This window comes from Cohaesibacter sp. ES.047, assembly GCF_900215505.1.
Classification (GTDB): Bacteria; Pseudomonadota; Alphaproteobacteria; order Rhizobiales; family Cohaesibacteraceae; genus Cohaesibacter.
Map to the genome: position 1 here is coordinate 2124242 of NZ_LT907844.1, position 19261 is coordinate 2143502.

The following is a 19261-nucleotide window of genomic DNA, read 5'->3' on the forward strand; positions in this document are numbered from 1 at the left end:
TGAAAACAATGCGTTTGGAAGATATGGTAAAAGGCTGGTTTGTTGGTAATTTTAAACCAGCCGCCTATCAAACCACTGACTGCGAAGTTGCAGTCAAGACTTATCGCAAAGGCGATAAGGAGAAAGAACACTATCATAAAATGGCTACGGAAATCACATTGATTTTAAATGGCCGGGTGCGTATGTGTGATGCCGAATGGGGCGATGGAGACATATTAGTCCTCGAGCCAAGGGACGCAACCTCATTTGAGGCGCTGACAGACGTAACTACTGTGGTTGTGAAACACCCCGGTGCCAACGACGACAAGTATTTGGGAAGGCCTGAAGGTTGAAGAACATTATCAAAACACCCTACAGTTTGCGGTTTGATCCAGCAAGGCTTACTCAAGCGATAGATTGGCATGGGCACTTGGCATTTGCTGCTTGGTTAATTGAAACGTTACGCCCCCACATACTTGTAGAACTTGGTGTTTTTCGCGGAGACAGCTTCGCGGCGTTCGCTCAAGCTGTCAGGGAGCAGGATGTTGATTGCAAATTGTTTGGGGTGGACACGTGGCAAGGTGATGCGACCACCGGAACCTATGACGATGTCTATCCTGAGTTAAAGGATTACTTTGATATTCATCACCCGAGTGCACGCCTAATGCGGATGCTGTTTGATTCAGCTATTAGTGAGTTTGCCGATGGTAGCATTGACCTTTTGCACGTCGATGGTTGCCACGAATACGCAGCTGTGAAGCAAGACTACGAAATGTGGAAGCCAAAAATTTCTGACCGCGGTGTTATACTCTTTCATGATATTGAAGTATTGGCTGATGGCTTTGGAGTATATCAGTATTGGCGTGAAGTCAGGGATCAGTACCCAAGTTTCAGCTTTAAGCACGGCAATGGGCTTGGCATACTCCTGGTCGGGAAGGATGTCCCCGAGGAATTGTTGATATTAAGCAGGGATGCCGTCGAATGCGAGAAATTCAAGGCGATACATGAAGCCCTTGGGGGGCGTTTCTTCTACCGAGCCAAGGCCAAGTACTGGCAAACAGAGCACAAGAATCTCGGATCGAGACTTTGCAACGCCCAGCTTGAGATTGAGCGTTTAAATGATACCCACGCTCCTGCAGTCCAAATGGGTCAGCCTAGCTGGACTAGACGTCTGATAGACAAAATCACTTAGCACTTTTGGTGACAGGAACTGGTTAGCGGATAGTCAAATGAAAAGTATTTCTAATATTGGATCAAACATATTCCGGTTGGCCGTGTTTGAGATACGCAAGCGCTCTCTAAATACGTTCATTGGCGTGATGTGGAGCGTCGCTGCGCCGTTGATGCAGATGTTGATCATCTGGTTCGTGATGGAGTTCGTGTTCAAAAGCACCCAACCGCATAAGTTTTTGTGGCTGGTCAGCGGCATTGGGACGTGGATAGTAATTTCGGCTTCAATTACTAAAACTTGCAACAGTCTTGTCGGTCGGCGGGCCCTTATTCAGCACAACAATGTTGACTTCAAAGGGCTTATTATGGCTGATATCTTAGGGGAGCTGTTTTTGTTGCTTCCTTTTTTTGGTTTGGCCATAGTAGGCTTGCTGGCTTCGGGGACAGTAAGTCTCAGCCTTCTTCTTATTCCGTATATGCTTGTTGTGCTTGTATCATTCATATATGGCCTCGGCTTGGTATTAGCAGTGCTAACTCCCTTCTTGCGGGACATTCCCTATCTTGTTGGATTGGCACTTCAGGTTTTGTTCTGGTTGACCCCTATTGCATATGCAAAATCGATGATCGACGACAGGGTGCGCCTGATTATAGAGCTTAATCCGCTCACCTATTACGTCCAACTATCACAGAAGATCTTTCTAGGCGATCTATTCACAATGGTGGATTTGGTCTTGCCTGCTGTTCTCTCGCTAGCATTCGTTGTTGTTGGCACTTTCGTGTACAACGCCTTTGCGAGAAAAGTTGTTATCTATCTTTGATCTGTCCGCAAGAGTGCAGAAATACTGACAAATTGGGATTGCATGTGGAAGAAAATTTAACAGTAGAAATTTCAAATGTTGAACTCTCCGTTTCGGTTGGTAGCCGGCCAAGCTCACTGAAGAGTCTTCTGGTGAATCGTAAACATCCAACCGTTCGCAAGTTGATATTGAATGTGCCGCATTTTATCGCGCGGGAGGGGGATCGCATTTGTGTAATTGGTAAAAACGGCAATGGTAAAACCACTTTTATGAAGGTGCTTGCGGGCATTTTCACCCCAACCCGAGGACAGGTTTGGACGCGCAGTAAACCAACGGCGGTTCTTGCCGCTGGTATCGGAATGGAAGACGAGTTGACAGTTGAGGAAAACATCGATGTCTCGCTTCTCTTGCGGAATCTTACTTCTGGTCAAATCCGCGAACTCAAAAGGGGAATTTTGGAATTTTGCGAATTGACAACAGATGCCAATAAACAATTCAAGCACCTCTCTACTGGTTACAGGAGCCGGCTCGCGTTCGCGACCGCGATATGCGAGACTCCACGTATATTATTGCTGGATGAAGTGCTCGGAGGTGGCGATGAGTTTTTCATGAAAAAGGCGAATTCTAAGTTACATGAAACCATTGCGGTGTCTCAAACCGCATTTATCGCGACGCACGGACCTGACGAGTTCGATGGTGTTTGCAATCGCGTACTTGTCATAGAGGAAGGCCGCATTACCTTTGACGGGGAATTTTCAAAAGGTGTAGATTTCTACCGCAAGAGCAATTCTTGATTTGCGCTAGGCTACACAAGAGAACAGAAAAATGGCAATATCGGTTCTAATTTGTGGTTTGGTTCGTGAACAGAATCGGCTCACAAGAAAGCTTACGCACTACGTTAATTGGCGTAATTCAGGTTACGTAGATAAGATAGTCTACGCCACTTGGATTGGAGAAGTTGATCGGTATAATGGGCTACGCCGCTCGTTGGAAGAGGCCGGTGTTCTGATCGTGGAGGTAGAAGAGCCCCGGCTTATCTTGAAAGGTGGGCATCAACTCCATCAGATGCTGGCTTATTACTACGGCCTGAGTGTGATCGACGATGGACAATTCGTTCTTAAGACACGTGTGGATCTTGCAGATAACACCGATGATATGATCCATGAATTCGTCAATGGCACTACTGAAGCTGATGATTTCATGGGAGTTGGCATTGGCAATCGAATATTAATTGAAAATAGCCAAATGTTATTTCCCTTTCTAAACGGAGATGCGCAATTTTTTGGACGCAAGCGTGATTTGCAAAAGATGGTTAACTTGTCGGCTGAAATGGAACTTGTTTACAACAGGCTTGCTGTGGAGCAGACATTTTTCTTTGAGCCTTTCAAAGAAAGTAAAGTGTTTCAGGAGCACTTCTACTGGAATCTTCCACATATTAGCGAAATCGCGAATGAGCGCTCCGAGCAGGTTCTATATATTTTGAACAACAAACAGATTGCGCGAGCTATCAAGGGTTGGTGGTTGGTTCTCGACGCCTATTTCAAGGTGGGGTGGGGGCCGGAACGTGATTTTTCCGGTAGCCCGTTTCGCTCCATAGAAGAAGCAATCGAGCACAATGGAAGTGACAAGTTTCTCGGAACAGAAAAGAGCGATGTAATTGCGCATGATTCCTTTGTCAAAGAACTAATTAAGGTACTTCCGTCAGACGAGATAGCTGCGCTCAAAAAAGACCTTGCAGTGAGTTCCTCTGGACGCCCGCTCGAAGTGTCTTCGGATGTCTATGATTGTTATGAGGAATTCCGGAAGAAATTCAGCGGGCTCCCAGAAGCAAAATCTAGCAAGGTTGACAACTTTCCAGTGTCTATTTCCGGTGCACCACAGCACTTTTTTGTTAAAGACGGGATCGATAGTGCGACGACACGTTACCATGAGCAGATCACGCACCTAAGACGCGAAAACGACTACTTGAAAAAGCAGTTGAATATTACGCTGACGCCTAGCTCATTGCATCGTTGGATCAGCAGAGTGCTTTCTCCCAGATTGGTACTTTTCCTGCGCTATCGCTTTCCGCGCCTAACGTCTTTCTATGTACGCTATTTCATGCGTAAACAGGCAAAATAATGGTAAGAATAGAACTTCAGAATTACCTCGAACTCGTTCAATTGAAGACTGAATTGTTTAGAACCCAGGCGAAATTGGAGTGGACGCGAAATTTTCCGTTTCGGTCATTTGTTCGTGCCCAATTGCTTCCTATATTACCGCGACTTCAAGAATACAGGCTATACCGGCTGGCAATGCGTATTGAGGCTCAGAAGCCAACAGAATCTCAGATATCTCCAAGTGATATTATAGTTTCTCAATCCACTGAAGACGAACGTATATATTCTGTGGATGTGCCGGCCTATTTAGACGGTTCGTGCGGCGGTAAGGACGAATTTGCGCGGCTTTCTGAAAATTTTAAAGTTGCAGCTCGACGGCCTCATCTGTTAATAATACATGGATTCTATGAAGAAGAAGCAAAAATTATATTTGAAAAAGCAAAGAATTTGCGCGATACAGACGTTGTATTGACAACGCCGAATGAAAATATTTGCAATTACTTCATTTCTCACGTTCCTTGTGCAATTGCCTGTTTTGTTGTTCCCAATGTTGGTCGTGACATTTTTCCTTTTTTGCTTGCTTTACGCAACCTGGATATAGACCATTATAAAACGTTCATCAAACTTCATACGAAGCGTTCTCTCCATGTTGCAGATGCTGGTGCCTGGTTTCTCGTAAATCTTCTGTCGTTCATCGGTAGCAACGAGGTAACGAAACAGCTTTATGAATTGGCTGATCAGAATGTTACTTCGCTGTACGGATTAGAAACGTTCAAGATTACAGATCACTATATAAATAACCAACCTTGGCTTTCGTGGCTCATAGGATCTGATTACAGCTCAAGCGACGTAAAGTTCATACCCGGTAGTATGTTTTTAGGAACTGGCTTTTTTTTGAGATCAGTTGCGAGCCGAGAATTGTGGCGTTATCGCTTTGATGGTGAGAATGGGCAGCTTGATGGGACGCTTGCACATGCCATGGAGCGTTACTTTGGCGTTATAGCAGAAGAGGGTGGCGGCTCTTGTGAAACATTAATGGAGCTGATTGCGGCTAAGGATGAACGATGAAAAGAACAATCCTTCTAAATGGGGCAATTCGAGATGTTGAAGAGTTTGTTCTGATTGCTGATTCGATACTGCATAAAAGAGAGCAAGTCGACGCGGACATTTCCGTTGTTATTTCGACATGGCACGAAGACATCGCAGCCAATACCGAAATTTTTAGGTGGCTTGCCAGCGAAGGTGCTGCAATTATAGGCTCTCCAAACATTCAAGAGGGTGGCCCTGCGAACATATACCGGCAATGGAGGACCCTGAATGCGGGGCTTAACGCCTGTGACGATGATGCTCTGATATTGAAGGGGCGTACGGATAAATTTCTGCTGCGCAAGGATGTTCTAAGCGCATTTATAAGCAGAGAATTCAACGAAGAGCCTTATCAGAGGATGATATCGGAAAACCGGTTGGCTGTCGAACATCTTTCGTTGAGCTTGCCGTTTATGGCCAAAGATATGATCTATCTCGGCGGCATGAAGGCACTTAGAAATGTTACCCATTTTTCGCTTAGAACACGCTATGTCGCCGACCACATATTTAACGGAATTGGTCCCGAATGCTTCTTATGGCTGGAGTATGCGCGAAGCGATTCAAATCTTCTTCGTCTGGTCGAGAAACTCGATTTTCGTCAGATTTCGGTCCACATGCTGCAATACGGCAGTGTATTCGACTATAAGTTTGATGAAGTCCCTCCACATATAGGATATCTGTACAAGCGTTGGGTTGAGACATTTGATAAGGAATTCCTCTTTTTGAGCGATGTTTTAAAATGCGGCTTCGCTCCGTCGTGGCTGGTTGACGAAGGCAGCTGGCGTTATCTGATTGGTGATCGGCCGGAATACGAAAAGCTCAAAAATGCTCTTAAAGCAATACCACCGATGATCGAAAATCCAATACCGAGCACTTCGTATTTGAACTCGGCTTCGGCACATCGCTTTGAAGACGCGGAAATAGTGGCTCCTCAGTATCCATTTCCTCTGCAAATTGAACAAATCCGCAACAGCAACAAGCGGGAATACTCCGATATTGTACTGTTGCGCCAATCGATCATAAAGGAAGAGATCGAAAAGGACGAACCTAATGAGGCTCGTCTGAGGAAAGCACTTTACTGGAATATAAGACAGCGCGACAGGGGAACCTTGGAACAATCCTACCTCTGGCTTATGGAGGGCAAGCCTCAAAAGCGCTATATGAGCACTGCTGACCAGATTTTTGTATTGGAGCGAATGATAGACTTTTTTACGTTCCAGCAAGATTTTGACAATATAGGCAAGACAATTGACAATTTTTTGCCCCTCATCAAAAAGGATCCCAAGCTTACGGTCAGATTGGGTGAGCACTATTTCAGAAACGACAAGAAATACAAAGCTCTTTATTGGTTTCTACGCGCTTATATGCATAACAAGACAGATTTAGGGGTCGCACATGGACTAGGCTGCACTCTTCTTGATTTACGCTTCCCCAAACTAGCAATCTATTTTCTGGAAAAAGCCCATAAAATAAGCCCTAATGACCAGACGGCTGCATTTACGCTTTTGCGTGCATATCACGCCACCGGGAAACAGCAGGAAGCCATGAAAATACTCGATATATTGAGTAACAATTTGCGGCTGGAAGCGGAAAGGATTCTAAATGTTCGCGACTAGGAAACAAAGGCAAAGGCGACACGAGCAGTTGGCTCAAGCACATTGTTTATCGCCGATGTTCGACCGGCCACTCGTTGAGTTCAAGAACGAAATCGACCGCCTAAAATCTGGCACAAATAGAATAATAAACTTCGACGAAGATTTTTACTGCAATGCATATCCTGATATAAAAAAAGCCGTCGAACGCGGTGAATTTGAATGCGGCTATATGCATTACTTGCTATTTGGTCAGCATGAAGTTCGCGTCACCAGCACGATCGATTTCAGAAAACGGTTTGGAATAGCGCCAAGTTACCCCTCAACCAGCTCTCTATTTTATCCTATAAATGCTCATGCTCCACGTCACTACGAAACAAACCTCATGAGGCTGCCGCAGCCCGACAAACGTGAACTGACGATTTTTATTCCCTATTTAGATGCCTCCCTTTTCTATGCAGGTTACTCAATCTTTTTCAAAGACATCGCAAAAATCTTCGGCGATTTTGAAAAAATCAACGTCCTTGTACTGGAGAGTGCGCGCAATCCTGAATTGCTTACAGAATTTGGGAGCCAGCTGAATATACTTCATTATCGGGAAGCTTTGAAGATAACCCACGCCCCCACAATGGCAATTTGTTTCGACACGGAGACATTTTTCATGGCACTGGAAATGTTGGGGGGGGATGCATCAAAAATAGTCTACTACTGTCAAGATTATGAAGCAGGATTTTTTCCATTCGGAACCCAGTATATAAGGTGCGAGAAGGCACTTCTAAAATCAGAAAACATAATTATTTCAACGCCTTTTTTGCGAGATTTTCTTGAAAGGCAGGGGCTTCTCAACGCAAAGCGCATATATGTTAAATCCCCTGAGATATCTCCATTTCCAGTGAAAATGGAGAAATCAAAAAAGATATTTTGCTATTTTCGCCCGGAGTTTTTCAATTCCAGAAATCTTCCAGAAATCATTTTGGAGGCAATTAATGCTTTTTCAGCAAGACACAATGGATATGAATTCTATCTAGTAGGTACGGTTGAAGTGTCTTATTCCTTTGAGGCAAATGGTTCTAAAGTATATGTACTAAACAAACTTCCAAAAGATGAGTATATAAATTTGATCGGGAGCTGCGATGCCGTTGTTTCAATGATTTATTCTGCACACCCAGGCGTTATTGCTTGGCAATCCGCCGCCTCCGGTATTCCAACCGTGACAAATTGTTTTTTACAGCGTGACAAAGACACTATAGAAAAAATCTCCAAGAACATCGTAGTTTATGATCCTCATCGCGATGAACTTGCGGATAAAATGGAATTGGCGTTGCAAATGGATAAGGGGGATGCCGATTTTAATCGAGAATTTTACGAAAATAAAGAGCCTAAAGATATTCGATCGTTCTTGTTGGACATTACTTCGGAGTAATCCTCCTCACGAATAAGGAACTTCAAAAGTCTATAAGACATAACAATATGTTGCCGAGCGTCGGAACATAACCTTGATGTTTGCAATTGTGACCTATGTTTCTGAACTGGCGATAGCAGCCTTCCAGTCCTTTGTATTGACCCATTGAAATTCTGCTCATGCTATAGGTAAGGAAAATAGTGATGAGTACGACTATGGACGATAAGATCAAACGCTGGACAGCGAAGCGGAAATCGGCATTGGTTATTGAGATCATTCAGGGCAAGACGACGGTATCAGAAGCAAGCCGCTCTTTTGATCTGTCGCCCTCCGAGATTGAGGGATGGGTTGAAGACGCCAAGCGAGGGTTGGAGAATAGCCTGCGTGCCAATCCCCTCGACATTATACCAAGGGCGTGAAGTTCTGACTCTTTAGGGATTCCATTTTTAGCACTGGCGTGATTCAACATGGCAAAGGAGATTTTGCCATGTCTGCGGGACTATGGAGAATTTTGTGCCCTGGCGTGGTAACTCTAATACCAACGGCATTTAATTCTGACCTTCTTGAGCCCATTTTCTCATACCTATTGAATGGATGATGGTTGGGTTGGCGGAGAGGCTCTTCCATGCTTGGCAACCAGCATCAAGAATGGCGGCATAGTCTTCGAAGACCCGATTGGACAGGAAGGTACCGCGCAGATACTGCCAAATATTCTCAACTGGGTTCAGTTCCGGTGATTTGGAAGGCAACAGGAGGATGGTGATATTCTTGGGCACGTTGAGTCTGCTTGTCGTATGCCGTCCGGCACGATCCATCAGCACCACGGCATGAGCGCCGCGCGCCACTGTCCTTGAGACTTCTTCGAGGTGCATTTGCATGGCCTGTGTATTTGCAAAAGGCATCATCAATCCCGCGCCAACGCCACGCGCTGGACATATTGCACCGAACAGATAGGCATTTTTATATCGCTGATCGGCTGGCAGACGTGGTCTGGTTCCCTTTTTTGCCCATAGTTGCGCATTCCGGTCTTATCCGGCCACTGATTCCGACAGCATCCGGCCACCCATTCCGATTTGATCCGGCCATTGATTCCGGAGCATTCGGCCCCCCCTTGTGAAGGGGATTTGTCGACCGTTTTGAGGTAATCACTCACCGGCTATCTTGTGTTCTTTTGGAACGTGAGAAAGCCCCATGAAGAGATTACCAATGCGCAAGATCCGGGAAGCCCTTCGGCTTCGGGCAGAAGGCTTGTCAGGACGCCGAGTGGCGCAAAGCCTTTCGATAGGACGAGCAACGATATCGGACTATTTCCGTCGCGCGGATTTGGCTGGTTTGGCATGGCCTCTGCCGGTTGATTTGTCTGACAGTGATCTGGAACTTCTTCTTTACCCATCCCAACCTGGGGCGTCCTCTCGCGCGGTACCGCAGCCAGACTGGGCTCATATGCATGCCGAGCTGCGCCGCAAAGGTGTGACGCTGGCTCTGTTGTGGCAGGAATATCGCGAGGTTCATCCTGACGGCTATGGTTACAGCCAATATTGTGCCCGCTATTCAGCGTGGGAAGGCAAGCTTTCGCCGGTAATGCGCCAGCGTCACCCCGCTGGTGAACGGTTGTTTGTCGATTATGCGGGCCAGACCGTGGATGTGATCTGTCCTCAGACCGGTGAAGTGCGCACAGCTCAGATCTTTGTGGCCACGCTTGGGGCGTCGAACTACACCTATGTGGAGGCCAGTTGGACCCAGAGCCTGCCGGATTGGATATCGAGCCATGTGCGGGCCTTCGATTTCTTCGGCGGTGTGCCTGCGATGATTGTCTCAGATAATCTGAAGTCAGCGGTAATCAAGGCCTGTTTCCATGACCCGGCGATCAACCGCACCTATGGGGATATGGCTGCACATTACGATACCGCCGTTGTGCCCGCTCGTCCGCATAAACCCAAGGACAAAGCCAAGGTCGAGACGGCGGTTCAATTGGCCGAGCGCTGGGTATTGGCTCGACTTCGCAACCAGACCTTCTTTGGCCTGGACGAGCTGAACGCAGCAATTCGCCCTCTACAAGATCAGCTCAATGCCAAGGTCACCCGGCATCTGGGTACCAGCCGCCGGGCCTTGTTTGAGAGCCTGGACAAACCAGCCATGAAGCCAGTGCCCCGGGAGCCATACGTCTATGCCGAATGGAAGCAGTGTCGTGCTGGGATTGACTATCACATCGATGTGGACCGGCACTATTACTCGGTACCCTACCAGCTGATCAAACAAAGGCTATGGGTGCGGGTCGCCGCGCGGACCATCGAAGTCTTCCATAAAGGTCAGAGGGTTGCGTCTCACGTCCGCATCTCTGGTAACCGCCAACATTCCACCCAGAAAGAACATATGCCGTCCAATCATCGCCATCGTGCCGACTGGACGCCGGAAAGCATCCGAAGGCAAGCCGTCCGCATCGGCCCCAATGTCGATACCTATGTTGAGGTCGTCATGCGCCGACGCAAACACCCAGAACAAGCCTATCGCAGTTGCATGGGCGTGCTCAAGCTTGCCCGATCTTTTGGCAATGCTCGCCTCGATGCTGCCTGTGAACGCGCGCTCGAGATCAACAGCTACACCTACCAATCCCTGCATTCCATTCTCAAGAATGGTCTGGATCGACAACGCCGAGAAACGCCCACGGACGGCCCCGCGATCACCCACCCCAATATCCGTGGTGCAGATTACTTCCATTGAAAGGACAGGATATGCTGACACATCCAACCCTGGAGCAGCTCAATAGCCTCAAGCTCGACGGCATGGCAGAGGCCTTCACCGAGCTGGCCAGCCAAGACGGAACGGCTGATCTGACCCAGGCCGAATGGCTGGGGCTACTCATCGACAGAGAAGCTGCCAGCCGCGAGACCAAGCGGTTCGAGAGCCGAATGCGAACCGCACGTCTGCGCCATGTCGGAGCCGCCCCAGAAGATGTCGACTACAAAACCAGACGTGGGCTGGACAAGGCGCTGTTCCAGCAACTGCTGACAGGTAAATGGATACGGGACAAACGGAACTTGATGATCACCGGCTCATGTGGCGTCGGTAAAACCTGGTTAGCCTGTGCGCTCGCCCAGGCCGCTTGTCGAAGTGGTGTCACCGTGCTTTACAAACGTGTGCCGCGTCTGTTTAGCGAATTGGAGATGGCCCATGCAGACGGGCGCTTCCCGCGCCTCTTTCGAAGCCTTACCAAAACCCAACTCCTGATCCTCGATGACTGGGGACCCGACCGTCTGAATGCAAACCAGAGACGGGACCTCATGGAAATCGTCGAAGAACGATATGGTGCAGGGTCAATCCTGATCACCAGCCAATTGCCGCTGAAAACCTGGCACGAGGTTATCGGCGAACCTACCTTCGCCGACGCTATCCTCGATCGGCTCGTGCACAACGCATATCGCCTCGAACTCGAAGGCCAGTCCTTCCGAAAAACCCATGTCAAAACGGGTGACGAAAACAACAAAAGCTGATACCTAAATCTTCAGGCCTCAAGACGGCACGCCAAAGGTGGCCGGATACTCCGGATTAGGTGGCCGGATGTTATCGGAATGGCCGGCCGAATGCTCCGGAATGCGCACATAGTCGGGCCAGTCCATTCTTCTGACCAAGCCTAGCCTCATCTTGCCACCAAATCTCGATGGGCTTGTTCTTTGGCAAATGGCCTACATGCGCTGCCAACGTTGCGGAGAAGTTTTTTTGAAAGCATCAATGACTTCAGGCTTTTGTTCTGGATGTTGAGGTCGACCAGATATGCGCACATACCCCATGCGGCGCAAACTATCGGCGTCAAAAGCATCGCTAAGAATCAAAGCGGCAGACATGGCAAAATCTCCTTTGCCATGTTGAATCACGCCAGTGCTAAAAATGGAATCCCTAAAGAGTCAGAACTTCACGCCCTTGGTATAATATGAGGAGACCCACGTATGAGCATCGACAAAGCCCTTTTGGATCATCTGATGGAAGGCCGCAAAGCGGGCGATCTGTTCGGAGAGGACGGGATTCTGCAAGAACTGACCAAGGCGCTGGCCGAACGAGCCCTGAGCGCCGAACTGGACGAGCATCTGACCGAAGAACGCGCCGATGCGCCGCCTGAAGGCGCGAACCAGGCGCTAAATCGTCGCAATGGCCGCAGCCAGAAGACGGTGACCACCGACAGCGGGAAGGTCATTCTCGACATTCCCCGTGACCGCAACGGCAGCTTTGATCCTCTGCTGATCGCCAAGTATCAGCGCCGCTTTCCCGAGTTCGACACCAAGATCATCAGCATGTACGCGCGCGGGATGACGACCCGCGAGATCCAGGGGCATATCGAGGATATCTATGGTATAGAGGCGTCCCCGAGCCTGATTTCGGCGATCACCGATGCCGTGATGGAGGAAGTGACCGCCTGGCAGAACCGCCCGCTGGAACCGTGTTATCCGATTGTGTTCATGGACGCGATCCGGGTCAAGATCCGCACCGACGGCGTGGTTCTGAACAAGGCGGTTTTTGTGGCCCTGGCTGTTCTCCCGGACGGCACCCGCGACGTTCTGGGGCTTTGGTTCCAGGCCAATGAGGGTGCCAAGTTCTGGGCTAAAGTTCTCAGCGATCTGCGCAACCGTGGCGTTCAGGACATTCTCATCGCCGTCGTGGACGGTCTGAAGGGCTTCCCCCAGGCCATCGAGGCAGCCTTTCCTCAGACCCAGGTCCAGACCTGTATCGTGCATCTGCTGCGCCATTCCATGAGCTTTGCCAGCTACAAGGATCGCAAGGCCGTCGCAGCGGCTCTTAAGGCTGTCTACACCGCTGTGGACGCCACAGCCGCGGAGGCGGCGCTGGCGGAGTTCGAAAACAGCGACCTTGCCGCCAAATACCCGGCAATCGCGCCGAGTTGGCGCCGGACTTGGAACGAGGTGATCCCGTTCCTTGACTATCCGCCCCAAGTGCGCAGGCTGATCTACACCACGAACGCCATTGAAGCACTGAACTCGAAAATCCGCCGGGCCGTTCGCTCCCGCGGGCATTTCCCCAGTGACGAGGCAGCTGCGAAATTGATTTATCTCGCCCTGAATGCTACTTCTGTGGAATGGAAACGCTCCGTGCGCGAATGGCACTCAGTGAAAAGCCAGTTCGCAATAATGTTCGAAGATCGTTTCCAAATGGCGTAATCAAAGCGCCAGGGCACAAAATTCTGCATAGTCCCTTCCCTCAGGCTGTAGAATATCTCTCCATCTAGGAACTCGTCTCGAAACCTTGCATTGAAGCTTTCGCAGTAACCGTTCTCCCAGGGTGATCCCGGCTCAATGTAAGCAGTCTTTGCTCCAACAGCCTTGATCCAACCACGTACGGTCTGGGCAACGAACTCTGGGCATTGTCTGATCGTATGAATGCCGGCACACCACGCGTTATGTACAGGTCACTCAAGGCATCAATGACATCATCCGAATTCAGCTTTCGCTTCACTTTGATGGCCAGACATTCCCGACTGAACTCATCAATGATATTCAGTGTTCGAAAGACCTTGCCTTCATCGGTTCGACAATGAACGAAGTCCCCTCTCAGCGTTTGCAAGCAAACGCCTGCCGGGGCAACGCATAGGACCAAACATGATCCCGATGTTCGGGCCTAAGCCGGACACTAGACCCATCATTGAGCCAAAGCCGACCTCGCTTGGATTGTTTCATTGGCACTTTTAGCCCTTCTCGTAGCGATAACCGTTGGACCATTGCCCGGCAGGCGATGCTTGCATCGCTGAGAGGAGGCCGGCATCTCGCAACAAAGCGGCGACTCGCCGATAACCATAGCGACCATATTGCCGGGCCAACTCGATCATGTCCGCCACCAAGCGCTCTTCATCGGAGCGTCCTTGTGGCAACCGTCTTTGCGTTGAACGATGTTGCCCCAGAACACGACAGACACGACGCTCAGAGACCTTGACCCTGACTACGAACATGATCGATGCAGGCACGACGGCGAGAAGGGCTTAGAAGTTTCCCTTTGCAGCTTCAGAAAGGATCAGCTTGTCCAGCGTCAGGTCAGAAACCGCCTTCCTCAAGCGCTCATTCTCCTTCTGGAGCCGCTTGAGTTCCTTGAGTTGATCTGTGCCCATTCCACCGTACTTCTTCTTACATCGGTAATAGGTTTGCTCAGTCACGCTAATTTGCCGGATCGCATCAAGACGAGGCATCCCTTGCCCCGTCAAGATCTCAACCTGCCGTAACTTCGTGACAATCTCTTCTGGTTTGGGTCGTTTGTTCGCCATATAGAATCCTCCGTTTGCCTAACTATAACGGTGGACCAATTCAGTGGGGGAGGATCAATGCCGGATTTTACTTGCTGTAAATAAGGGTACTTTGCCATGTGTTGCATACCGAAATGCATCCAAGTTCGGTAAACGGAATGGCTGAATTCTGCGATTCTTTGAGATTATAGTTACTTAGCAATAAAATGGTGGAGCTAAGCGGGATCGAACCGCTGACCTCGTGAATGCCATTCACGCGCTCTCCCAACTGAGCTATAGCCCCACACAATGACGGTAGCCCGTCATGGTAGTGAGCGGAACATATTGAAGGGCCTTCGTGAAATCAATACCCTAATCCATGCATTTGTGGATTCTATCCCCAGCTTATGAAAAGCGGCTTCAAGAAGCGTTCCGGACAAGAAAAAGCGCGACAGAAATCTGTCGCGCCAAACCGTGTCAGAGCTGCCAGGCTGTGGCGCTCGGGTTGATCAGGCAAGGGCGGGAAACCCTGAAGCTGCGACCCGAATGCCAGCAATGGCAGCGTCTTATTCTTCGTCTTCGGACGGAACCGCAACATCAAGACCGATGGCACCGAGGGCTTCCTCGTCTTCTTCCTCATCGAGGAAGACGTCGGAATCGTCGCTGTTGTCATCGTCCTCGAGATCGGGAACGTCAATTTCGGAGGCCTGCTCCGCGTCTGCATCCTCCAAGGAGATGACTTCCGCTTCTGCTTCTTCCGCTTTGGCGTCCGCTTCGACAACCACTTCCTCTTCTGCTGCGACCTCCTCGGCTTCTATCTTGGCGGATTTCGACAATTCGAAGATCGTCCCGCACTTGGGACAAGTGATCGGGTTGCGATTGAGATCGTAGTATTTGGCGCCGCATTCACCACAGACGCGCTTCGTTCCCAGTTCTGGTCGTGCCACAGCTTTGCCTCTTGCAATTGACTAGATTGACTGTTCCTTCAGATTGATCACCTCCATTAGCTAACCTTGCCGTGCCTGTCAAAAGCTAAAAGGCAAAAGCGCGCGCAAATTGCGCAAATATCGGACAGTCGGCGTGACTGGGTGCGTAATTTGGTGTAAGTCGGTGCCTGTTTGGTCTCAATTGCGGCCCCCGAAACGCAGGATCATGACGGTGCGGGCCATGGATAAGTATAGATAACAGAGGAAAAAATGGCACACGACGCCACGCAATTGTCTCCGCTCTCTGCCACGATGTCGCACGGCCTTACGGGTCGCCTGCGCGTGCCGGGGGATAAGTCCATTTCTCATCGGGCGTTGATTTTCGGAGCGCTGGCCCGCGGCAAGACCCGCATTTCGGGTTTGCTCGAATCAGAAGACGTTCTCAACACTGCCAAGGCCATGGCCGCCTTTGGCGCACATATCGTCAAGGATGATGATGGCGTCTGGTATGTCGACGGCGTCGGGACGGGCTCGCTCGTTGAGCCGTCCAATGTGCTCGATTTCGGCAATTCGGGCACCGGTGTCCGTCTCGTGATGGGGCTGGCCGGCGCCCATGCCTTTTCCACCACCTTCATGGGGGATGAGTCCCTGTCCAGTCGGCCGATGGCTCGCGTGCTTGATCCCTTGCGGGAAATGGGTGTCGAAGTGCTTGGTCGCTCTGGCGATCGTCTACCCTTGACCATCAGGGGCGCTGAGCCTGCCGCGCCAATCACCTACCGGGTGCCAATGGCCTCGGCTCAGGTAAAGAGCTGCGTGCTGCTGGCGGGCCTCAATATGGCTGGCACAACAACGGTGATCGAACCAATCAAGACCCGAGATCACACCGAGCGTATGTTGCGCGGCTTCGGGGCGACGCTTGGCGAGAGTGTCAACGAGGCAGGTGAGACCATTCTGACCATCGAAGGATTGCAGGCGCTGAAAGCTCAGGATGTGACGGTGCCGGGCGACCCGTCCTCGGCGGCCTTCCCGATCGTGGCGGCGCTCATCACACCGGACAGCAATCTGGTGATCGACGATATTCTGCTCAATGAATCCCGGACCGGCCTGATCACCACGCTCTTGGAGATGGGCGCCGATATCACCATCGAGAACGAGCGCGAAAGCGGCGGCGAGCGGATCGGCAACATACGCGTCCGGTCTTCCAGCCTCAAGGGCGTGACTGTCCCCGCGGATCGGGCGCCCTCGATGATCGATGAATATCCCGTGCTGAGCGTTGCGGCGAGCTTCGCTGAAGGCGAGACCCGGATGGAAGGGCTCGAAGAGCTGCGAGTCAAGGAAAGTGACCGGCTCTCAGCCGTGGCAGCTGGCCTCAAGGCCAATGGCGTGCCGCACGAAGAGGGCGGGGACTATCTTGTTGTCAGCGGCGGAGCCAATGAGATTGGCGGCGGCATGGTCACGACCCATCTTGATCATCGTATCGCGATGAGCTTCCTTGTTCTCGGCCTTGCCGTACACAAGCCCGTCACAGTTGATGACGCGGCCATCATCAACACCTCATTCCCCGGCTTTGCCGACCTGTTGGGGACGCTCGGTGCGTCTTTCTCCCGCGGCTAATGAGTCTTCAGCTCTAACCTATGTGCTGTATGGGACGGGTTGGCGTGATGCTTCCATCATGCCAACCACTTGCCCGTGCTGTGTCGCGGCTCTGAACCTGAGCGGAACCCGATCCTTCCGACTGCTGGTTCCATCCGGCGGGAATGTGCTGCAATTCAGTTATTGTTAATCCAAGTGCCGTACTTTTAGTGCACAAAGTGCACTTACCTCTTGAAAGGTGCAAATTTTGCGCTATCTTGAAGGTAGAAGAAAAGACAACAACAAGTTTGATTCAATAAGGAGAATCAGCATGAACACATATGCGGCCAGCTGTCTTCTTACCCGTGGCAGCCTCGATTCAAACCGGCATCGCACATTGCGTTGGCTTCCGAAAAAGATGTATCGGCTTTTCTGGGAAGCTCGCCCTGCAGCCTAAGCGCTGACTTGAGAGGTCTGATCGCCTTGAGGTATCGGACAAGCCGGATCAAGCAAGAATGAAATCAAAAGGGCTGCCACGAACTGGCAGCCCTTTTTTATGTCTGATAGAAAGGCAGTAGAAAGAACCTCCAGCCATCAGGGCCATCAAATGACACGTGTCATCAGTCTTGTCCCAAGCCTCACCGAGACGTTGCTCGCCGCAGGCATCCGGCCAGTTGGGCGGACACGTTATTGTATCCATCCCGAAAGCACGGTTGCGGATATCCCGGCGGTTGCCGGGACCAAGGACTGGGACTTTGACAAAATCCGTGCCCTTCAGCCGGACCTTTTGATCATCGACCGGGAGGAAAACGCTGAGTTCATGGCTGATCAGACGGACATTCCATGCTACGTGACGCATATCACTGCGATTGCCGATATGGTCACGGTGATGCAAGAGTTGGCGAGTTTACTTCATGCACCGGCACTGGCGGCAATGGCGGAGCGCTGGCGGGCAATGAATGCGCCCGAGTGCGAACCGTGGCACATTGACAGGGACCTGCCGGGGCTCATCGAATGGGGCAAAAAACCGGGCATTTCTCCTGATAAAATCCTCTATCTGATCTGGCAACGACCATGGATGGCGGTGAGCCGTCAGAGTTATATCGGCAGTGTTCTTCAAAGGCTTGGCGTCAGGATCGCGGCATTTGACGAGACATATCCGCAGATTGATCTGTCGGTTTTCGATCCCGCGACAACGCTTCTGCTCTTTTCCTCGGAGCCATATCCGTTCTTGAGCAAAAAAGGACAACTGGCCTCACTTGACTTTCCCCATGCCTTCGTCGATGGAGAACAGATAGGCTGGTATGGCATCCGCTCCTTGAAATTTCTGGAACGTGAATGTGCCCGATCTGTCGATGGTTGACGGCGCGAGGCCCGAAACCATCGGCCAAAGCCAGAGGCATCAGCAAAAAGCGCCTGCTTCTAGCAAGTTGGCTTTTAACAAGAATGCAGAAGACCAAAGAGGAAACCCAGATGATCATCGCGATCGACGGACCGGCCGCTTCCGGCAAAGGCACCATGGCACGCAAGTTGGCCCAGCATCTGGGTGTTCCCCACCTCGATACCGGCCTGACCTTTCGTGCCGTTGCACACGCACTGCTCGAGGCGGGCTTGCCGCTTGATGACGAGAATGTCGCCGAAGAGGTGGCACGCAAGCTGGATCTGGGCACTCTGGACCGGGATGTGCTGTCCGCCCATGCGATAGGCGAGGCAGCCTCCAAGGTTGCCGTGATGCCGCGGGTGCGCACAGCACTGCTTGAAGCCCAGCGCGGGTTTGCCAATCAGCCCGGTGGCGCTGTTTTGGATGGGCGCGATATCGGCACGGTGGTGTGCCCAGATGCACCGGTGAAACTCTTTGTCACGGCGAGCCCGGAGGTTCGCGCCAGACGCCGGACCGACGAAATCGTATCGAGAGGCGGAACTGCGGACTATGAGCAGGTGCTGGCCGATGTCAAAAAACGTGACGAGCGCGACAGCACCCGCGCGGTTGCGCCGCTGCTTCCGGCTGAAGATGCCCACTTGCTTGACACGTCAAAATTGGATATAGAAAGCGCATTCCAGCAAGCTGTTGGCATTGTTGAGGCAGTGAAGGCTCGTTAGAAGTGGAAGGCGAGGGTGCATCGAGCGCCCTCTTTGTCGTGTCCAATTCTGGTGGTTTTTCTCTTTTTCTTTATGCTTTCAGTGCGTTGCGTAAGGTGGCGGTATGACAGGCGGGCTTTCGGGGCGTCCTTCATGCCAATGTTGCCTGTCGTCGCGGTTTGTTGGGATGCTAACAAAATTTGGCTCTTTTTCGTCCGGATGCGCGCCGGACCATTCCTTTTTACCAAAGGATGGACTTGTTCTTAAGAGGAACACGGGCGGGAAAGTGCTTTGTGAAACACGAACCAATTGGCGTGACGAAGCCCTGACATGCAGGGT

At 50.8% G+C, this 19261-nt stretch carries 17 protein-coding genes, 1 tRNA gene and 2 pseudogenes; 15 read left to right on the forward strand and 5 right to left on the reverse strand.

All coding sequences use genetic code 11. From position 1 onward, the window contains the following. Positions 1-8: 8 nt before the first annotated feature. From CPH65_RS09690 to CPH65_RS09730, 9 genes are all read left to right on the forward strand, one after another. Complete coding sequence (locus CPH65_RS09690; RefSeq protein ID WP_244574626.1) at positions 9-332, forward strand: hypothetical protein; 324 nt, start codon at positions 9-11, stop codon at positions 330-332. Continuing rightward, positions 329-1171: a class I SAM-dependent methyltransferase gene (locus CPH65_RS09695; protein ID WP_096173292.1), complete on the forward strand. Its 843-nt coding sequence runs from the start codon at positions 329-331 to the stop codon at positions 1169-1171. Before CPH65_RS09690 ends, CPH65_RS09695 begins: the two co-directional genes overlap by 4 nt. A 37-nt stretch (positions 1172-1208) precedes the next feature. Beyond that, positions 1209-1967, forward strand: a complete 759-nt coding sequence (locus CPH65_RS09700; protein WP_096173293.1) for an ABC transporter permease — start codon at positions 1209-1211, stop codon at positions 1965-1967. Between the two features lie 32 nt (positions 1968-1999). Beyond that, entirely contained in the window at positions 2000-2740 is a 741-nt protein-coding gene (locus CPH65_RS09705; RefSeq protein WP_157747596.1) for an ATP-binding cassette domain-containing protein, read from the forward strand. A gap of 31 nt (positions 2741-2771) precedes the next feature. Beyond that, positions 2772-4067 (forward strand): hypothetical protein, encoded by a 1296-nt coding sequence (locus CPH65_RS09710; RefSeq protein WP_096173295.1) that lies wholly within the window; start codon positions 2772-2774, stop codon positions 4065-4067. Positions 4068-4240: 173 nt separating this feature from the next. Beyond that, positions 4241-5113 (forward strand): rhamnan synthesis F family protein, encoded by an 873-nt coding sequence (locus CPH65_RS09715; RefSeq protein ID WP_157747597.1) that lies wholly within the window; start codon positions 4241-4243, stop codon positions 5111-5113. After that, complete coding sequence (locus CPH65_RS09720) at positions 5110-6747, forward strand: lipopolysaccharide assembly protein LapB (RefSeq protein ID WP_096173297.1); 1638 nt, start codon at positions 5110-5112, stop codon at positions 6745-6747. The genes CPH65_RS09715 and CPH65_RS09720 overlap by 4 nt, the downstream gene beginning before the upstream one ends. 28 nt (positions 6748-6775) lie before the next feature. After that, positions 6776-8146 carry a hypothetical protein gene (locus tag CPH65_RS09725; protein ID WP_157747598.1) on the forward strand — a complete coding sequence of 457 codons (1371 nt, stop codon included), beginning with the start codon at positions 6776-6778 and terminating at the stop codon, positions 8144-8146. 182 nt (positions 8147-8328) lie between these two features. Then, the gene (locus CPH65_RS09730; protein WP_096173299.1) at positions 8329-8544 is read left to right on the forward strand and encodes a DUF1153 domain-containing protein; all 216 of its coding nucleotides are present in this window, start codon (positions 8329-8331) and stop codon (positions 8542-8544) included. A 129-nt stretch (positions 8545-8673) separates the two neighbouring features. Here the strand turns inward: CPH65_RS09730 and CPH65_RS09735 are convergent. Further along, positions 8674-9135, reverse strand: a pseudogene (locus tag CPH65_RS09735) (IS630 family transposase); the annotation flags it as partial. A gap of 181 nt (positions 9136-9316) precedes the next feature. Between CPH65_RS09735 and istA the strand changes: the two are divergent. Both istA and istB read left to right on the forward strand, forming a co-directional pair. Continuing rightward, complete coding sequence (gene istA / locus CPH65_RS09740; RefSeq protein WP_096171580.1) at positions 9317-10846, forward strand: IS21 family transposase; 1530 nt, start codon at positions 9317-9319, stop codon at positions 10844-10846. An 11-nt stretch (positions 10847-10857) separates the two neighbouring features. Further along, on the forward strand, positions 10858-11616 hold the full coding sequence (gene istB, locus CPH65_RS09745) for an IS21-like element helper ATPase IstB (RefSeq protein WP_096173301.1): 759 nt from the start codon (positions 10858-10860) through the stop codon (positions 11614-11616). A gap of 192 nt (positions 11617-11808) precedes the next feature. Here the strand turns inward: istB and CPH65_RS25015 are convergent, their stop codons facing one another. Further along, complete coding sequence (locus CPH65_RS25015; protein ID WP_157747600.1) at positions 11809-11997, reverse strand: winged helix-turn-helix domain-containing protein; 189 nt, start codon at positions 11995-11997, stop codon at positions 11809-11811. Between the two features lie 72 nt (positions 11998-12069). On the opposite strand from CPH65_RS25015, the gene CPH65_RS09755 reads away from it, so the two are divergent. After that, positions 12070-13293 carry an IS256 family transposase gene (locus CPH65_RS09755; RefSeq protein WP_096171596.1) on the forward strand — a complete coding sequence of 408 codons (1224 nt, stop codon included), beginning with the start codon at positions 12070-12072 and terminating at the stop codon, positions 13291-13293. Here the strand turns inward: CPH65_RS09755 and CPH65_RS09760 are convergent. The 3 genes and pseudogenes from CPH65_RS09760 to CPH65_RS09770 all read right to left on the reverse strand — a co-directional run. Next, positions 13290-14387: pseudogene (locus tag CPH65_RS09760) on the reverse strand (IS3 family transposase); the annotation flags it as partial. The gene CPH65_RS09755 and the pseudogene CPH65_RS09760 sit on opposite strands and share 4 nt — an antisense overlap. 186 nt (positions 14388-14573) lie before the next feature. Next, positions 14574-14649, reverse strand: a tRNA-Ala gene (locus CPH65_RS09765). A gap of 262 nt (positions 14650-14911) precedes the next feature. Beyond that, positions 14912-15292, reverse strand: a complete 381-nt coding sequence (locus CPH65_RS09770; protein ID WP_096173303.1) for a TIGR02300 family protein — start codon at positions 15290-15292, stop codon at positions 14912-14914. 249 nt (positions 15293-15541) lie between these two features. Here CPH65_RS09770 and aroA point away from each other — a divergent pair, with 249 nt between their 5' ends. The 3 genes from aroA to cmk all read left to right on the forward strand — a co-directional run bounded on the left by aroA (position 15542) and on the right by cmk (position 18943). Beyond that, complete coding sequence (aroA, locus tag CPH65_RS09775; RefSeq protein ID WP_096173304.1) at positions 15542-16885, forward strand: 3-phosphoshikimate 1-carboxyvinyltransferase; 1344 nt, start codon at positions 15542-15544, stop codon at positions 16883-16885. A gap of 565 nt (positions 16886-17450) precedes the next feature. Continuing rightward, a complete protein-coding gene (locus CPH65_RS09780; protein WP_096173305.1) occupies positions 17451-18206 on the forward strand; it encodes a helical backbone metal receptor in 756 nt (251 codons plus the stop codon). An 83-nt stretch (positions 18207-18289) separates the two neighbouring features. Next, positions 18290-18943: a (d)CMP kinase gene (gene cmk / locus CPH65_RS09785; protein ID WP_244574584.1), complete on the forward strand. Its 654-nt coding sequence runs from the start codon at positions 18290-18292 to the stop codon at positions 18941-18943. The last annotated feature ends 318 nt before the right edge of the window (positions 18944-19261 follow it).